We start from the raw sequence: 13,519 nt of genomic DNA on the forward strand, positions 1-13,519 counted from the left end.
TGACTATACCGGTCCGGCGAAGGGTACCTCCGAGAATACGGAATCACCGATCACGTTGCTGAACGGTGTCTCTATACTATCCCGGCGGTTTCCTCCAAACGCTTCCATGTCGCATATTTCACGGGACCCCCACCATCCATGACCGCACGCATTTTTAAGCCCGCCAAAAACGCGATGCAATCGGGACGCGCCAAGACCAAAGCGTGGCAACTGGACTACGAGCCCGAGCAGCCGCGCACCGTGGAGCCCTTGATGGGCTGGACCTCTTCGACCGACATGAAGCAGCAGCTCACGCTGCATTTCGAAACCAAGGAGGAGGCGGTGGCCTATTGCGAGCGCAAGGGCATCGCCTACCAGGTGATCGAGCCGAAGGATTCGGCGCACCGCCAGATTGCCTATGCCGACAATTTTGCCTTCCGCCGCTGGGAGCCGTGGACGCACTGAGAGGGTGTGAAGTCTTGTCCCACCCACCGCTGTCATTGCCCGGCCGCGGCTGTGTGCAGCCGCCTGTGGCTGGAATTCAGGTGGGGGCTGAGATGGCGAGGCTGCCGGGGATCGGCAGCGGCGCATCCTTGGAGACGCCGAGCACCGGAAAACTTCTAATCTTGCGCACATTGGGCAAGCCCGCGAATTGCAGCAGCTGCTGGCGCATGTCGTCGACGCTGGGCGCGACGCATCTCAGCATGAAGTCGGCATCGCCGGAAATTCGCCAGCATTGTAGGAAGCGCGGCACGACCGCCACCGCTGCCTCGAAGGCCTCGATCGCGCTCAGCGTTTGGCTGTCGAGCTGAATCAGGACGAAGGTCGTGACCTCGTAGCCGAGCTGGCGCTCGTCGAGGGTTGCGCGGACCGCCTGGATCACGCCGCGGCCGCGCAGCGCACGGACCCGGCGCAAGCAGGGCGGGGCGGTGATGCCGACCCGCGCGGCGAGCTCGTTGATCCGCATCCGGCCGTCCGTCTGCAGTTGGGACAGGATCTTGAGATCGATGTCATCGAACTGTTGGCGTTCTGTCACGGGCGCTCGCCCGCCACGGCGTCCTTCACGCGCTTGCTGGCCTTGTGCGGTTCGGCTGTCACGGCCGCGCCGGCGCCGACGCCCGACAGCACCAGCTTCTCATGCGCCGCGATGATCGCCTCGCGGGTCAGGCGGCCGCCGGGGCGATACCAAGTGCAGAGCCCGGTCAGCAGCGCCAGGATCGCGAAGGTCGCGACCTGGATGTCGACGACCTCGAAGACGCCGTCCGCGACGCCGTCGGCGAGGATCTGCGCCAGCCGCTGCTCGTAGGCGCCGCGCAGCGCGACCACCGCGTCGTAATTCTTGGACTCGAGGCTGCGCAGCTCGGAATTGGCGATGAAGACCTCGCGCTTCCGGCTCATGTGATAGGTGACGTGGAAGGCGACGAAGGCGCGCAGCTGCTCGACCGGGTCGGTCTTGTTCTCGAGGGCAAGATCAAGCGTGCGCAGCAGATCGTTGATATGGTCCTGCACCAGATCGAACAGCAAATCCTGCTTGGTTGAGATATGATTGTAGAGCGAGCCGGCCTGGATACCGACCTCGGCGGCGAGCTGGCGCAGGCTCATCGCCTCGTAGCCGTGCTCGTAGATCAGGCGCACGCCGGCCTTGCGGATCGCTTCGAGCGTCTTCGGGCCGTGTGAGCCGATCGTGCGTGCCATCGGGGGCCTCGAATGGGTGTCAGCCTGCCAGGAGAGGTCCGGAAACAAGCAAACGACCGTATGTTTATTTCATGAAATCCAAGCAAATTCAATGGACTGCGGATTTCATGCACTGATCATAGCAGATCGTCTTGCGAGGCCAATAAAAAAACGTATGATCGTTTAATTGCAAGATGAATCCTTAGGGAGGGATCATGGCGTCGAACCAGGCCGCAGTGTTCAATTTCGACCTTGGCGAAACCGCGGATGCGATCCGCGAGACGGTGCATGATTTCTCGACCAACGAGATCGCGCCGCGCGCGGCCGAGATCGACCGCAGCAACCAGTTTCCGCGCGACCTCTGGCCGAAGATCGGCGCGCTCGGCCTGCACGGCATCACGGTCGAGGAGGAGTATGGCGGCTCCGGCCTCGGCTATCTCGAGCACTGCATCGCGGTGGAGGAGATCTCGCGGGCCTCGGCCGCGGTCGGCCTGTCCTACGGCGCCCATTCCAACCTCTGCGTCAACCAGATCCGCCGCAACGGCAACGAAGCCCAGAAGCGCAAATATCTGCCGAAGCTGATCTCCGGCGAACATGTCGGCTCGCTGGCGATGTCGGAGCCGTCGGCCGGCTCGGACGTGGTCTCGATGAAGACCCGCGCTGACAAGAAAGGCGACCGCTTCGTCCTCAACGGCAACAAGATGTGGATCACCAACGGCCCGGTCGCCGACACGCTCGTGGTCTACGCCAAGACCGATCCGAACGGCGGGCCGCGCGGCATCACCGCCTTCATCGTCGAAAAGGGCATGAAGGGCTTCTCCACCGCGCAGAAGCTCGACAAGCTCGGCATGCGTGGCTCCGACACCTGCGAACTGGTGTTCGAGGACTGCGAGGTGCCCGAGGAGAACGTGCTCTCCGAGGTCGGCCGCGGCGTCAACGTGCTGATGTCTGGCCTCGACTACGAGCGCGCGGTGCTGGCGGCGGGGCCGATCGGCATCATGCAGGCCTGCATGGACGTGGTGCTGCCCTACGTCCATGAGCGCAAGCAGTTCGGCGAGCCGATCGGTTCGTTCCAGCTGGTGCAGGGCAAGATCGCCGACATGTACACCACGATGAACGCCTCGCGCGCGTACGTCTATGCAGTGGCGAAAGCCTGCGATCGCGGCGAGGCCACCCGCGAGGACGCCGCCGGCGCGATCCTCTACGCCGCCGAGAAGGCCACCCAATGCGCGCTGGATGCGATCCAGCTGCTCGGCGGCAACGGCTACATCAACGATTATCCGACCGGCCGCCTGCTGCGCGACGCCAAGCTCTACGAGATCGGCGCCGGCACCAGCGAAATCCGTCGCATGCTGATCGGCCGCGAGCTGTTCAACAAGACGGCGTAATGTTTCTTCTCCCTCGCCCCGCTCTTGCGGGGAGAGGGCTGGGGTGAGGGGCTGTCACCGCGTCAATGGTGGCAGATGCGTTCGCGGAGGCTCCTCCTCACCCGGATCGCATCTTCGCTGCGATCCGACCTCTCCCCGCAAGCGGGGCGAGGTGAGGCTGGGCCTCCGTTCGTCGTTCTAACAAGTCCTCCAACGAAACGTGCAACACAGATGCCGCTTCATTCGACGATCGATCCGACATCCCAGGAATTCGTCCGCAACGCTGAAGTTATGCGCGGCCTGGTCACAGAGCTCCGCGAAAAACTCAACGAGGTCGCCGGCGGTGGCGGCGCGGCCTCGCGCAAGCGCCACACCTCGCGCGGCAAGATGCTGGCCCGCGACCGCGTCGATCTCTTGGTCGATCCCGGCACCGCGTTCCTGGAACTGTCGCCACTCGCTGCCAACGGCCTCTACGGCGGCGACGTGCATTCGGCGAGCGTCATCACTGGCGTCGGGCGCATCTCGGGGCGCGAGTGCATCATCGTCGCCAATGATGCCACCATCAAGGGCGGCACTTATTACCCGATGACGGTGAAGAAGCATCTGCGCGCCCAGGACATCGCGCGGCAGAACAATCTGCCCTGCGTCTACATGGTGGATTCCGGCGGCGCCTTCCTGCCGCTGCAGGACGAGATTTTCCCGGACGAGCGGCACTTCGGCCGCATCTTCTATAACCAGGCCCAGATGTCCTCGCAGGGCATCCCGCAGATCGCAATCGTGATGGGCTCCTGCACGGCGGGCGGCGCCTATGTACCGGCGATGTCGGACGAGAGCATCATCGTGCGCAATCAAGGCACCATCTTTCTCGGCGGTCCGCCGCTGGTGAAGGCGGCGACCGGCGAGGTCGTGACCGCCGAGGAGCTCGGCGGCGCCGACGTCCATTCGCGGCAGTCGGGCGTCACCGACCACTACGCCCAGAACGACGCCCACGCGATCGGCATCGCCCGGCGCATCGTCGCCACGCTGAAACAGCCGGCGAAGGCACAGCTCAACATGCATCCGCCGCAGGAGCCGCTGTTCCCGGCCGAGGAGATCTACGGCGTGGTCTCCGCCGACGGCAGAAAGCCGTTCGACGTGCACGACATCATCGCGCGGATCGTCGACGGCTCCGAATTCGATGAGTTCAAGAAGCTCTACGGCACCACGCTGATCTGCGGCTTCGCCCATATCTGGGGCTATCCCGTCGGTATCATTGCCAACAACGGCATCCTGTTCAGCGAGAGCTCGCTGAAGGGCGCGCATTTCATCGAGCTGTGCTGCCAGCGCGGCATCCCGCTGGTGTTCCTGCAAAACATCACTGGCTTCATGGTCGGGAAGAAGTACGAGGCCGGCGGCATCGCGCGCGACGGAGCCAAGCTGGTGACGGCGGTGGCCACCGCCGGCGTGCCGAAATTCACTGTTGTGATCGGCGGCTCCTACGGCGCCGGCAATTACGGCATGTGCGGGCGGTCCTACAGCCCGCGGTTCCTCTGGCTGTGGCCGAACGCCCGCATCTCCGTGATGGGCGGCGAGCAGGCCTCGATGGTGCTGAGCCAGGTGCGCCGCGACGGCATCGAAGCCAAGGGCGAGAGCTGGTCGGCGGAGGAGGAAGAGAAATTCCGCGAGCCGATCCGGGCGCAATACGAGAAGCAGGGCAACCCGTACTACGCGACGGCGCGGCTCTGGGACGATGGCGTGATCGACCCTGCCGACACCCGCCTGGTGCTCGGGCTCGGGCTGTCGGCCGCCGCCAATGCGCCGATCGAACCCACCAAGTTTGGCCTGTTCAGGATGTGATCATGGACCGCTCAAAACTCTACCGGCGTTTCCGGACGCTCCTGATCGCCAACCGCGGCGAGATCGCCTGCCGTGTCATCCGCTCCGCGCGGGCCATGGGCCTGCGGACGGTCGCGGTGTATTCCGAAGCCGATCGCGATGCGATGCATGTCGCGCTGGCCGACGAGGCCGTGCTGCTCGGGCCTGCACGTGCCCGCGACAGCTATCTCAACATCGAGCGGGTGATCGCCGCAGCGAAGGAGACCGGCGCCGAGGCGGTGCATCCCGGCTATGGTTTCCTGTCGGAGAATGCCGAGTTCGCGCAGGCCTGCCTGGAGGCGGGGCTCGTGTTCGTGGGCCCGACCGCCGAGATGATGACGGCGATGGGCTCAAAGTCGGGCTCGAAGGCGCTGATGGAGAAGGCTGGCGTGCCGCTGGTGCCCGGCTATCACGGCGAGGCGCAGGACGAGGCCGTACTGGCGGAGGCGGCCAACCGGATCGGCTTCCCGGTGCTGGTCAAGGCATCGGCCGGCGGCGGCGGCCGCGGCATGCGCGTGGTCAATTCTGCAAGCGAATTGTCGGCTGCGATCACCAGCGCCAAGCGCGAGGCCAAGGCCGCGTTCGGCGACGACCGGATGCTGATCGAGAAATACGTGCGGAACCCGCGCCATATCGAGGTGCAGATCATCGGCGACAGTCACGGCAATCTGCTCTCGCTGTGGGAGCGCGAATGCACACTGCAGCGGCGGCACCAGAAGGTGATCGAGGAGGCGCCGTCGCCGACCCTCAATGCCGCGCAGCGAGACACGGTCTGTGAGGCCGCGCGCAAGGCGGCCGGTGCGGTCAACTATGTCGGCGCCGGCACCATCGAGTTCGTCTCCGACGGCAAGGACGTGTTCTTCATCGAGATGAACACGCGCCTGCAGGTCGAGCATCCCGTCACCGAGCTGATCACCGGTGTCGATCTGGTCGAATGGCAATTGCGGGTTGCTTTCGGCGAGGCGCTGCCGCTCAAGCAGGACGAGATCAGGCTGAACGGCCACGCCATCGAGGCGCGCGTCTACGCCGAGAATCCGCAGAAGAATTTCATGCCCTCGGTCGGCCGCATCAAGACCTGGCGGACGCCCCCTGAGGGTGACGGCCTGCGCATCGATGCCGGCTATCGCAGCGGCGACAATGTCTCGCCTTACTACGACGCGATGCTGGCCAAGCTGATCGCCTGGGCGCCGACCCGCGAGGGTGCGATCGAGAAGCTCAATCGCGGGCTGGAAGAGACCGACGTCCGCGGCATCGTCACCAACATCCCGTTCCTGTCGGCGCTGGTGACGCATCCCGACGTCAGAACCAATGCGATCGATACCGGCTTCATCGAACGCGAGCTGAAGAACCTGACCGCGGGTACCGGCGCGGCCGGCGAGTTCGAGCTCTGCGCGGCGGTCGCCGCGATTGTCAACGCGGAGCAGCAGGCTGCGCGCAGCGAGGCCAATTCGCCCTGGCAGACGTTTGGCTGGCAGCCGGTCGGCCGCCGCCAGCGTGTCTTCTCGCTCCGGCAGGGCCACGAGCCCGCGCAGACCATCACGCTGCATTACGGCAGCGGACCATCGACGCTCTCCGTGGCCGGACGCGAGCTGACGTTTGCGATTTCGTCGCCCGACGAGAGCGGTTTCGACCTGACGCTCAACGGCGTGAAGTCGCGTGTCGCCTCCGTGATCGACGGCCATGAGCTCTATCTGCGCACCCGCAACGGCCGCTTCGACCTGCATTGGGTCGATCCGTTCGGCGGCGAGACCGACGAGCAGGTCGGCGAGGACAAGATCGTGGCGCCCCTGCCGGGCACCGTGGTCGCGCTGCTGGCCCAGGAGGGCGCGACGCTGGAGAAGGGCGCTCCGATCCTCACCCTGGAAGTGATGAAGATGGAGCAGACGCTGCGCGCGCCCTATGCCGGCGTGCTGAAGAAGCTCAGATGCAAGGTCGGCGATATCGTCGGCGAGGGCGTCGAGCTTGCCGAAGTCGAAGCGGCGGCGGCGCCATGAGCGATCATATCCGCATCATCGAGATGGGGCCGCGCGACGGCCTGCAGAACGAGAAGACGCAGATCAGTGTCGAAGCGCGCATTGCGTTCGTCGAGGCGCTGGTCGCGGCGGGACTCAACACCGTCGAGGTCGGCGCCTTCGTGTCGCCGAAGGCGATCCCGCAGATGGCAAGTTCAGATGCCGTGCTGCGCGGCGTCAGTCACGTCAGGGACGCCGAGTTCCACGTGCTGGTACCGAACGAGAAGGGCTACGAGACCGCACGCGCCGCCGGCGCTCAGGTGGTCTCGGTGTTCGCCGCGGCCTCCGAAGGCTTCTCCCGCGCCAACATCAACTGCTCGGTCGCGGAATCGATCGAGCGGTTCAAGCCGGTGCTGGCGCGGGCCAAGGCCGACGGCGTCAGGGTGCGCGGCTATATCTCCTGCGTGCTCGGCTGTCCGTTCGACGGCGAGATCAAGCCGAAGGCGGTTGCCGACCTTGCCGTGACGCTATGGGACCTCGGCTGCTACCAAATCTCGCTCGGCGACACCATCGGCGCCGGCACGCCGCGTAAGGCGAGGCAGATGCTGCGCGCGGTCGGCGCCGAGCTGCCGGTCGCCAACCTCGCGATGCATTTCCACGACACTTACGGCCAGGCGCTCGCCAACCTCTATGCCGGCATGGAGGAGGGCGTCCGCGTCATCGACAGTGCCGCCGGCGGTCTCGGCGGCTGCCCGTATGCGCCCGGCGCGACCGGCAACGTCGCGACCGAGGATGTGGTCTATATGCTCGAGGGCATGGGCGTCAGCACAGGCGTCGACATGGACAGGCTGCTGGCCGCGACGAACGAGGTCGCCGGCTTGCTCGGCCGCCCGCCGGTGAGCCGCGTCGCGTCTGCGCTGAACGCCAAGAAGCAGCGCGTCTCGTAGCGTGGGCGTTGAGCGAAACCCACCGACGTGATGGGTTTCGTTGCGCTCCGCCCATCCTTGTATTGGCGCTATCTGCTTCCGTCCGGCCCCATCACGAGGTCCGGCAGCCCGGTCGATATCCCCGGGAAGAAGCACAGCAGCAGCACCGCGAGCATCATCAGCAGCACGAAGGGCAGCGTGCCCCAGATCACCTCGCCGAGCGGGATATCGGGCGCGACGTTGCGGATGACGAAGATGTTGAGCCCGACCGGCGGGTGGATCAGGCCCATCTCCATCACGATGGTCATGACGACGCCGAACCAGATGATGTCGAAATTGGCGGCGCGCAGCGGCGGCAGGATGATCGGCGCGGTCATCAGGATGATCGAGACCGGCGGCAGGAAGAAGCCGAGCACGACAACCATCACCAGGATCGCGAACAGCAGCTCCCAGCGCGGCAGGTGCATCGCCACGATCGCTTCCGCGGCCGACTGCGAGATGTGCAGGTAGCTCATCACGTAGGAATAGAGCAGCGACATGCCGATGATCATCATCAGCATGGTCGACTCGCGGATCGTCGATTTCAGGATCGGTGACAGGTCGCTCGGCTTCCAGACGCTGTAGATCACCGCGATCAGCGCCAGCGCCAGCAGGCCACCGAGACCGGCGGTCTCCGATGGCGTGGCGTAGCCGCCATAGAGCGCGATCATCACGCCGGTGAGCAGCAGCACGAACGGGATCACGCGCGGCAGGGCGCTGAAACGCTCGGCCATGGTGAACTCGTCGCGTTGCAGGATCGCGGCGTCCTTGCCGGTCGCCTCATAGGCGGCCTTGGCCGTGGCATATTCCTTGCGGAAGCGGAACACGGCGTAGAGGCCGAACAGCGTTACCAGCAAAAGGCCGGGGCCGATGCCGGCCAGGAACAACCGGCCCAGCGATTTCTCGGCGGCGACCGCGAACAGGATCATCGTGATCGAAGGCGGCAGCAGGATGCCGAGCGTGCCGCCGGCGGCGATGATGCCGGCCGCGAAGCCGCCGGAATAGCCGCGCTTGCGCATCTCCGGGATGCCGGCCGAGCCGATCGCCGAGCAGGTCGCAGGCGAGGAGCCCGCCATCGCCGCGAACAGCGCGCAGGCGAACACATTGGCGACGCCGAGTCCGCCGGGCACGCGATGCAGCCAGGCATGCAGCGCAGAATAGAGGTCCTGGCCGGCGCGCGACTTGCCGATCGCCGCGCCTTTGAGGATGAACAGCGGGATCGACAGCAGCGTGATCGAGGCCATCTCCTCGTAGACGTTCTGCGTCACGGTATCGAGCGAGGCCGAAGGCATGTAGATCGCCATGAAGACGACGGCGACGGCGCCCAGAGCAAATGCGATGGGCATGCCCGAGAACATCGCGAGCAGGGTGGCGAGGCCGTAGGACAGGCCAATTCCAAACACGGTCATCGGCGTGCGCCACCGGTCAGCGGGATCAGGATTTGCAGCAGGATCTGAACGCAGAGCAGCGTCATGCCCACCGCCATCAGCACATAGGGGATCGCGAGCGGCGGCGACCACATCGAGTTCGAGACCTGGCCGTCGACATAGGCCTCATGGGCCAGGGTCCAGGACTTCCAGGCGAAGAAGGCGCAGAACGCGAAGCTCGCGACATCGACCAGCCACAGCCGGATGCCGTTCGCCCGCGCCGACAGCAGGCCGACGAACGCCTCGATGCTGACATGGCCGCGCTGGCTCTGCACATAGGCCGAGGTCATGAAGGTGGCGCCGACCAGGAGAAACACTGCGGCCTCGTCCTGCCAGTAGTTCGGGCTATGGAACAGGGCGCGGCCAAGCACGCTGTAGCTCAGGATAATGCAGGCCGCGATCAGGGCGATCGCGGCGAACACCACGATGACGTTGTTGCAGACGCCAAGCGCGCGCTCGAGCACCGCCAGGGGCGTGTTGCCCGCGGCAGTGCTTGTGCGTTCCTCTTGATCCGCGACCGGACCATGCATCATGCGGCGACGTCGGTTGCGAGCTTCAGCAGATTGGCTGCGGTCGTCGTCTTAGCACTGTAGTCCTTCCAGGCGGTATCGCGCGCAATGTCGCGCCACTTGCCGACGGTCGCGGCGTCGAGCGCAGAGACTTTGGCGCCGGCCTTCTCGTAGACCTTGGCGACCTCGACGTCGTCGTCCTGCGCGCCCTTGCGGCCGAATGCTTCCAGCTCGGCGCCGACGGCGAGAATGACGTCCTGCTGGTTCTTCGGCAGCTTGTCGAAGATCGCCTTCGACATCATCAGCGGCTCCAGCATGAACCAGTAGGAGGCGCCGGCGCCCGAGGTCAGCGATTTGGCGACTTCCTCGAGGCGGAACGAGATCAGGCTGGTGGAGGAGGTGATGCCGGCGTCGCAGGCGCCGGTCTGCATCGCGGCGTAGAGCTCGTTGGAGGGCACCGACAGCACCGCGGCGCCGGCGGTTTGCAGCACCATGTCCATCTCGCGCGAGCCGCCGCGCACCTTCAGGCCCTTGGCATCTTCGGGCGCCACGATCGGCCTGGAGCGGCTGGCGACGCCGCCGGCCTGCCAGACCCAGGAGATCAGCAGGATGCCCTTGTCGGCGAGGAAGTCGGTGAGCGCCTTGCCGACCGGCTCGTTCTTCCAGCGCAGGCCCTGGTCGTAGGTGGTGACGAGGCCCGGCATCAGGCCGATGTTGGTCTCCGGCAGCTCGCCGCCGGCATAGGGCATCGGATAGAGGCTGAGGTCGAGCGCGCCCTTGCGCATCGCCGAGAACTGCGCGTTGGTCTTGATCAGCGAGGAGTTCGGATAGACCTCGGCGGCGATCTCGCCGCCCGAGCGCTTCGCCACCTCGGCGGCGAACATCCGGCACAGCCTGTCGCGGAAGTCGCCCTTGTCGATGGTGCCGCCGGGAAATTGGTGCGAGATCTTCAGCGTGATGGCGGCATGCGCGGTGCCGATGCCCATCCGCAGGACGGCAGGTGCGGCGAGGGCGGATGCGAGGACGTGGCGGCGTGTGAGCATGGTTCTCCCCTGAAGAGCTTCTTGATGGCTGTTAGGCCGGGCCGAGCGCCAGCTTAGCCGGACTTCACGTGAATCTTCTCTAGTCTGATAGTTCGAGGCGCCCTGATAGGCGGGCGGACCCGCGGCGGCAAGCCCTTGGCGTTGCTGCGGCGCACACCTTGCCGCGCGAGTATCGGTCCGATCATCCTGGCACCGGCGGCACCCGCCGTGACTCAAGAATTCGTCATCGGAGGTAACAATGGGGCGCCCGATGCGTCGAGAACAGAGCGGCAGATGTCGCGCTCACACTCGACCACACAAGGGATCATCGTCATGACCAGCAAGACCTCCATCGGCCTTTCCGCCGCGCTTCTGTCGCTGAGCCTCGCGCTCGCACCCGCCGCCTTCGCTCAGGATAAGATGGGCAAGGACGACGCGATGAAGAAGGACACGATGTCCAAGGATCACATGAAGAAGGAAGACGGGGGCATGATGAAGAAGGACGACGCCATGAAGAAGGACGGCGGCGCGATGATGAAGAAGGACGACGGCATGAAGAAGAACTGACGCCGTCGGCTTTCCATATTGCCGCAGGTCCGCCGACTCGCCGGGCCTGCTGCCACGCTTACCGCTTCTTCTTGCCGCGCTCCTTGCGCGCGGCATAGCGGGCGTCGCGCTTGGCCTTCTGCTCGGCGAGCAGCGCCTCTTGCCGCGCCGCTTCCTCTTTCTTTTCCCGCGCGATGCGGGCGGCCTCGGCGGCGGCGGCCTCTTCCTCGCGGCGCTTCTGCTCGGCCTTCTCGGCCTCACGGGCTTCCTTGGCTTTGGCGCGGCGTTCGGCGATCGCCGCGCGCTCCTCGGCCCGCGCCTTCACGGCCGGGTCGTCAGCGCCCGGTTGGGCACGAAACTTGTTGAGGAGGTTCTGCCGTGCCTGCTGGGCCGCCTTCGCGCGGTCGGCAAAACCCGGTTCCTTGAAGCCACTCATAGAGGAAGCCTGCTGCTTTCTGTTGATGCTGAAATTGGGGGAGTCGGTTCGGCGCTTCAATAAGCGAAGCCCGGTGAAAACACCAGCGCCTGAGGCCTGCCGCCAAGCAGGAGAGATATGAGCCAACAGCAAATGCCGCAGGCAGCGCGCAGCCGCGCGAATGACAGCTCCGTGGTGAGCGGATGGTCACCACGCCGGCGAACGCGCTAATTGCGCTGGGAAAGCTCGCGCCGGCCGTTGCCCAGCACCTTGGCGACGGTCTCGGCGGTCATCGCCGCCCGGTCGGAGGCGCGCTGCGCCTCCAGGCGGTCGCGGGCCCTTTCTCTGATCAAGAGGGCGATCAGCTGCAGCCGGCTCTCCTCGTCGCCGGCTTGCAGGAGCAGCTGCCGGTAACGGCGATAATCGTAGCTCGCGTCGTCCTGTTCGCTCATCGGCACGCCCCGCACACGCGCTTCTCTGCAGCAACATTTTTCAGCAAGCCGCTGCATCCGGCAATGCGCGCACGCTCACGCCGTCAATTTGGTGCGCGACTGTTGCAGATTTGATCGCACGCCATCGGGCAAAGCGGTCATGATGGTCAGGTCAACTGGAACCCGAAGCGGTTATGAGCGATCCTGAAGACGAAGGCAGCCGCCGCGGCGCGCTGGCCGGACTGCTGGTGGCGGTGGTGATGCTGGCGGTCGGGCTCTGGCTCGCCCATGACCTGACCGCGGCAAGCAAGCTGCAGGATTGCGTGATGTCCGGCCGCACCAACTGCAATGTGATCGAGCCGGCGCGCTGACGTTCTTGCGGCAGTGCACTATCGACCCCAGATCCAGGTCCAAAGGTCAGTCCGAAATATTTGGGCCGGTTTGTGATTCCCTTCACAGGGGCCCGGGCAGGCTGTTCCTAGACTCCCAGGGGATCGACGGGAACCAAGGCCATGATGTCCAAGCTGTGGTCCGGACGGGGCGTGGCAATTGCCACTGCCGTTGTGACGTGCGCTGCTTTGGTGGTCCTCGTGTCGTGGAGCGTCGTCTCGCCTGCGGCCGTGTCGAGCGGAGCCCTCGGGCCGGAGTGGCAATGCAGCCGGGTGGCGTTCGTGCTCACCACCTGTATCCGCGCGGCCGAGGCCAGGCGCCAGGTGATTCCGGTGCGGGCGAAGCAGGATGATTGTCCGCCAGGGATCTAGCTCCGATCGCGGCCTACTTCTTGGTGCCTCGCTGCTTCGGCTTGATCGACAGGCCGAGGCGCATCGCCATCTTCTTGATACGGTCGGGCGAGCGTCCGGTGGCTTTCGCAACCTCCTCGAGCGACTTGGAGGCGCGTGCCAGTTCCATCAGTCGACGATCCTCCTTGAACGACCAGCGCGGCTTTCGGGCCATCTTCTTTCATGTCCTTGCATTGCTAGCCCAACAAAGCCGCCAAGCAGGAGGGCCTGACGGCTTTGCCGGTGTGGGCCCGGACCTTGGGGAATTGTCCGGTGGGTAAGCAATACTGCTTCCGGATAAGGCTGCAATTTAAACCGGAATTTAACCTAACCTATCAAGGTTACTCGGGTAGACGTGGCAGGAAGGCCCTATGCGCAAGGTCGCCATTCTGAGTGCCGCACTTTGCCTGTCCGGTTGCTGGTCCGAGCCGGAGGTCACAGGCTCGACCAACAATGCCTGCACGACCAACCTCTACAGCCGCTACAATCCGAAGATCATGGAGCAGTGCGTCAACGCCTGCATCAAGTGCGAGCGCGGCAACGTCACGACCTGCACGACGTCCTGCACGCTCAAGGGCGCGCGGTAGCCGCGGCGCGTC

The 13,519-nt window shown here is 65.3% G+C and carries 17 protein-coding genes; 9 read left to right on the forward strand and 8 right to left on the reverse strand.

The genetic code is table 11. The features are described from left to right. Nucleotides 1-138: 138 nt before the first annotated feature. A complete protein-coding gene (locus tag J6500_RS07105; RefSeq protein ID WP_225711971.1) occupies nt 139-444 on the forward strand; it encodes an ETC complex I subunit in 306 nt (101 codons plus the stop codon). A gap of 76 nt (nt 445-520) precedes the next feature. Here the strand turns inward: J6500_RS07105 and J6500_RS07110 are convergent, their stop codons facing one another. Together J6500_RS07110 and J6500_RS07115 are read right to left on the reverse strand one after the other, a co-directional pair. Next, on the reverse strand, nt 521-1,015 hold the full coding sequence (locus J6500_RS07110; RefSeq protein ID WP_225711972.1) for an Lrp/AsnC family transcriptional regulator: 495 nt from the start codon (nt 1,013-1,015) through the stop codon (nt 521-523). Continuing rightward, entirely contained in the window at nt 1,012-1,674 is a 663-nt protein-coding gene (locus J6500_RS07115; RefSeq protein ID WP_225711973.1) for a TetR/AcrR family transcriptional regulator, read from the reverse strand. Before J6500_RS07115 ends, J6500_RS07110 begins: the two co-directional genes overlap by 4 nt. Nucleotides 1,675-1,868: 194 nt before the next feature. On the opposite strand from J6500_RS07115, the gene J6500_RS07120 reads away from it, so the two are divergent. From J6500_RS07120 to J6500_RS07135, 4 genes are all read left to right on the forward strand, one after another. Next, complete coding sequence (locus J6500_RS07120; protein ID WP_225711974.1) at nt 1,869-3,041, forward strand: isovaleryl-CoA dehydrogenase; 1,173 nt, start codon at nt 1,869-1,871, stop codon at nt 3,039-3,041. A gap of 210 nt (nt 3,042-3,251) precedes the next feature. After that, a complete protein-coding gene (locus tag J6500_RS07125; protein ID WP_225711975.1) occupies nt 3,252-4,856 on the forward strand; it encodes a carboxyl transferase domain-containing protein in 1,605 nt (534 codons plus the stop codon). A gap of 2 nt (nt 4,857-4,858) precedes the next feature. After that, nucleotides 4,859-6,868 carry an acetyl/propionyl/methylcrotonyl-CoA carboxylase subunit alpha gene (locus tag J6500_RS07130; protein WP_225711976.1) on the forward strand — a complete coding sequence of 670 codons (2,010 nt, stop codon included), beginning with the start codon at nt 4,859-4,861 and terminating at the stop codon, nt 6,866-6,868. Beyond that, nucleotides 6,865-7,773, forward strand: coding sequence for a hydroxymethylglutaryl-CoA lyase (locus J6500_RS07135; RefSeq protein ID WP_225711977.1), 909 nt, complete (start codon nt 6,865-6,867; stop codon nt 7,771-7,773). Before J6500_RS07130 ends, J6500_RS07135 begins: the two co-directional genes overlap by 4 nt. A gap of 68 nt (nt 7,774-7,841) precedes the next feature. Here J6500_RS07135 and J6500_RS07140 read toward each other — a convergent pair whose 3' ends face one another. The 3 genes from J6500_RS07140 to J6500_RS07150 are packed head-to-tail and all read right to left on the reverse strand — an operon-like array spanning nt 7,842 to nt 10,770. Then, nucleotides 7,842-9,200, reverse strand: a complete 1,359-nt coding sequence (locus tag J6500_RS07140) for a TRAP transporter large permease (protein ID WP_225711978.1) — start codon at nt 9,198-9,200, stop codon at nt 7,842-7,844. Further along, entirely contained in the window at nt 9,197-9,751 is a 555-nt protein-coding gene (locus J6500_RS07145; protein WP_225711979.1) for a TRAP transporter small permease, read from the reverse strand. Before J6500_RS07145 ends, J6500_RS07140 begins: the two co-directional genes overlap by 4 nt. Next, nucleotides 9,748-10,770, reverse strand: a complete 1,023-nt coding sequence (locus J6500_RS07150) for a TRAP transporter substrate-binding protein (RefSeq protein ID WP_225711980.1) — start codon at nt 10,768-10,770, stop codon at nt 9,748-9,750. The genes J6500_RS07145 and J6500_RS07150 overlap by 4 nt, the downstream gene beginning before the upstream one ends. Nucleotides 10,771-11,082: 312 nt before the next feature. Here J6500_RS07150 and J6500_RS07155 point away from each other — a divergent pair, with 312 nt between their 5' ends. Then, nucleotides 11,083-11,316, forward strand: a complete 234-nt coding sequence (locus J6500_RS07155; RefSeq protein ID WP_225712059.1) for a pentapeptide MXKDX repeat protein — start codon at nt 11,083-11,085, stop codon at nt 11,314-11,316. Nucleotides 11,317-11,374: 58 nt separating this feature from the next. Here the strand turns inward: J6500_RS07155 and J6500_RS07160 are convergent, their stop codons facing one another. Further along, nucleotides 11,375-11,731: a DUF6481 family protein gene (locus J6500_RS07160; RefSeq protein ID WP_225712060.1), complete on the reverse strand. Its 357-nt coding sequence runs from the start codon at nt 11,729-11,731 to the stop codon at nt 11,375-11,377. A gap of 206 nt (nt 11,732-11,937) precedes the next feature. Next, nucleotides 11,938-12,162, reverse strand: coding sequence for a hypothetical protein (locus tag J6500_RS07165; RefSeq protein ID WP_225711981.1), 225 nt, complete (start codon nt 12,160-12,162; stop codon nt 11,938-11,940). 173 nt (nt 12,163-12,335) lie between these two features. Here J6500_RS07165 and J6500_RS07170 point away from each other — a divergent pair, with 173 nt between their 5' ends. Then, nucleotides 12,336-12,512: a hypothetical protein gene (locus J6500_RS07170; RefSeq protein WP_225712065.1), complete on the forward strand. Its 177-nt coding sequence runs from the start codon at nt 12,336-12,338 to the stop codon at nt 12,510-12,512. A 141-nt stretch (nt 12,513-12,653) separates the two neighbouring features. Then, a complete protein-coding gene (locus J6500_RS07175) occupies nt 12,654-12,902 on the forward strand; it encodes a hypothetical protein (RefSeq protein WP_225711982.1) in 249 nt (82 codons plus the stop codon). A gap of 13 nt (nt 12,903-12,915) precedes the next feature. On the opposite strand, the gene J6500_RS07180 is transcribed toward J6500_RS07175, so the two are convergent. Then, a complete protein-coding gene (locus J6500_RS07180) occupies nt 12,916-13,095 on the reverse strand; it encodes a hypothetical protein (RefSeq protein WP_225711983.1) in 180 nt (59 codons plus the stop codon). Between the two features lie 196 nt (nt 13,096-13,291). Between J6500_RS07180 and J6500_RS07185 the strand changes: the two genes are divergently transcribed. After that, complete coding sequence (locus J6500_RS07185; RefSeq protein WP_225711984.1) at nt 13,292-13,507, forward strand: hypothetical protein; 216 nt, start codon at nt 13,292-13,294, stop codon at nt 13,505-13,507. Nucleotides 13,508-13,519 lie beyond the last annotated feature (12 nt).

Source organism: Bradyrhizobium semiaridum (assembly GCF_020329505.1).
In the GTDB taxonomy this organism is placed as follows: Bacteria; Pseudomonadota; Alphaproteobacteria; order Rhizobiales; family Xanthobacteraceae; genus Bradyrhizobium; species Bradyrhizobium semiaridum.

Coding starts and splice junctions, on each gene's coding strand:
- J6500_RS07155 (WP_225712059.1), top strand. CDS start 11,083: ATGACCAGCAAGACCTCCATCGGCCTTTCCGCCGCGCTTCTGTCGCTG.
- J6500_RS07180 (WP_225711983.1), bottom strand. CDS start 13,095: ATGGCCCGAAAGCCGCGCTGGTCGTTCAAGGAGGATCGTCGACTGATG.
- J6500_RS07105 (WP_225711971.1), top strand. CDS start 139: ATGACCGCACGCATTTTTAAGCCCGCCAAAAACGCGATGCAATCGGGA.
- J6500_RS07145 (WP_225711979.1), bottom strand. CDS start 9,751: ATGATGCATGGTCCGGTCGCGGATCAAGAGGAACGCACAAGCACTGCC.
- J6500_RS07150 (WP_225711980.1), bottom strand. CDS start 10,770: ATGCTCACACGCCGCCACGTCCTCGCATCCGCCCTCGCCGCACCTGCC.
- J6500_RS07175 (WP_225711982.1), top strand. CDS start 12,654: ATGATGTCCAAGCTGTGGTCCGGACGGGGCGTGGCAATTGCCACTGCC.
- J6500_RS07135 (WP_225711977.1), top strand. CDS start 6,865: ATGAGCGATCATATCCGCATCATCGAGATGGGGCCGCGCGACGGCCTG.
- J6500_RS07165 (WP_225711981.1), bottom strand. CDS start 12,162: ATGAGCGAACAGGACGACGCGAGCTACGATTATCGCCGTTACCGGCAG.
- J6500_RS07170 (WP_225712065.1), top strand. CDS start 12,336: ATGAGCGATCCTGAAGACGAAGGCAGCCGCCGCGGCGCGCTGGCCGGA.
- J6500_RS07115 (WP_225711973.1), bottom strand. CDS start 1,674: ATGGCACGCACGATCGGCTCACACGGCCCGAAGACGCTCGAAGCGATC.
- J6500_RS07130 (WP_225711976.1), top strand. CDS start 4,859: ATGGACCGCTCAAAACTCTACCGGCGTTTCCGGACGCTCCTGATCGCC.
- J6500_RS07160 (WP_225712060.1), bottom strand. CDS start 11,731: ATGAGTGGCTTCAAGGAACCGGGTTTTGCCGACCGCGCGAAGGCGGCC.
- J6500_RS07120 (WP_225711974.1), top strand. CDS start 1,869: ATGGCGTCGAACCAGGCCGCAGTGTTCAATTTCGACCTTGGCGAAACC.
- J6500_RS07185 (WP_225711984.1), top strand. CDS start 13,292: ATGCGCAAGGTCGCCATTCTGAGTGCCGCACTTTGCCTGTCCGGTTGC.
- J6500_RS07125 (WP_225711975.1), top strand. CDS start 3,252: ATGCCGCTTCATTCGACGATCGATCCGACATCCCAGGAATTCGTCCGC.
- J6500_RS07140 (WP_225711978.1), bottom strand. CDS start 9,200: ATGACCGTGTTTGGAATTGGCCTGTCCTACGGCCTCGCCACCCTGCTC.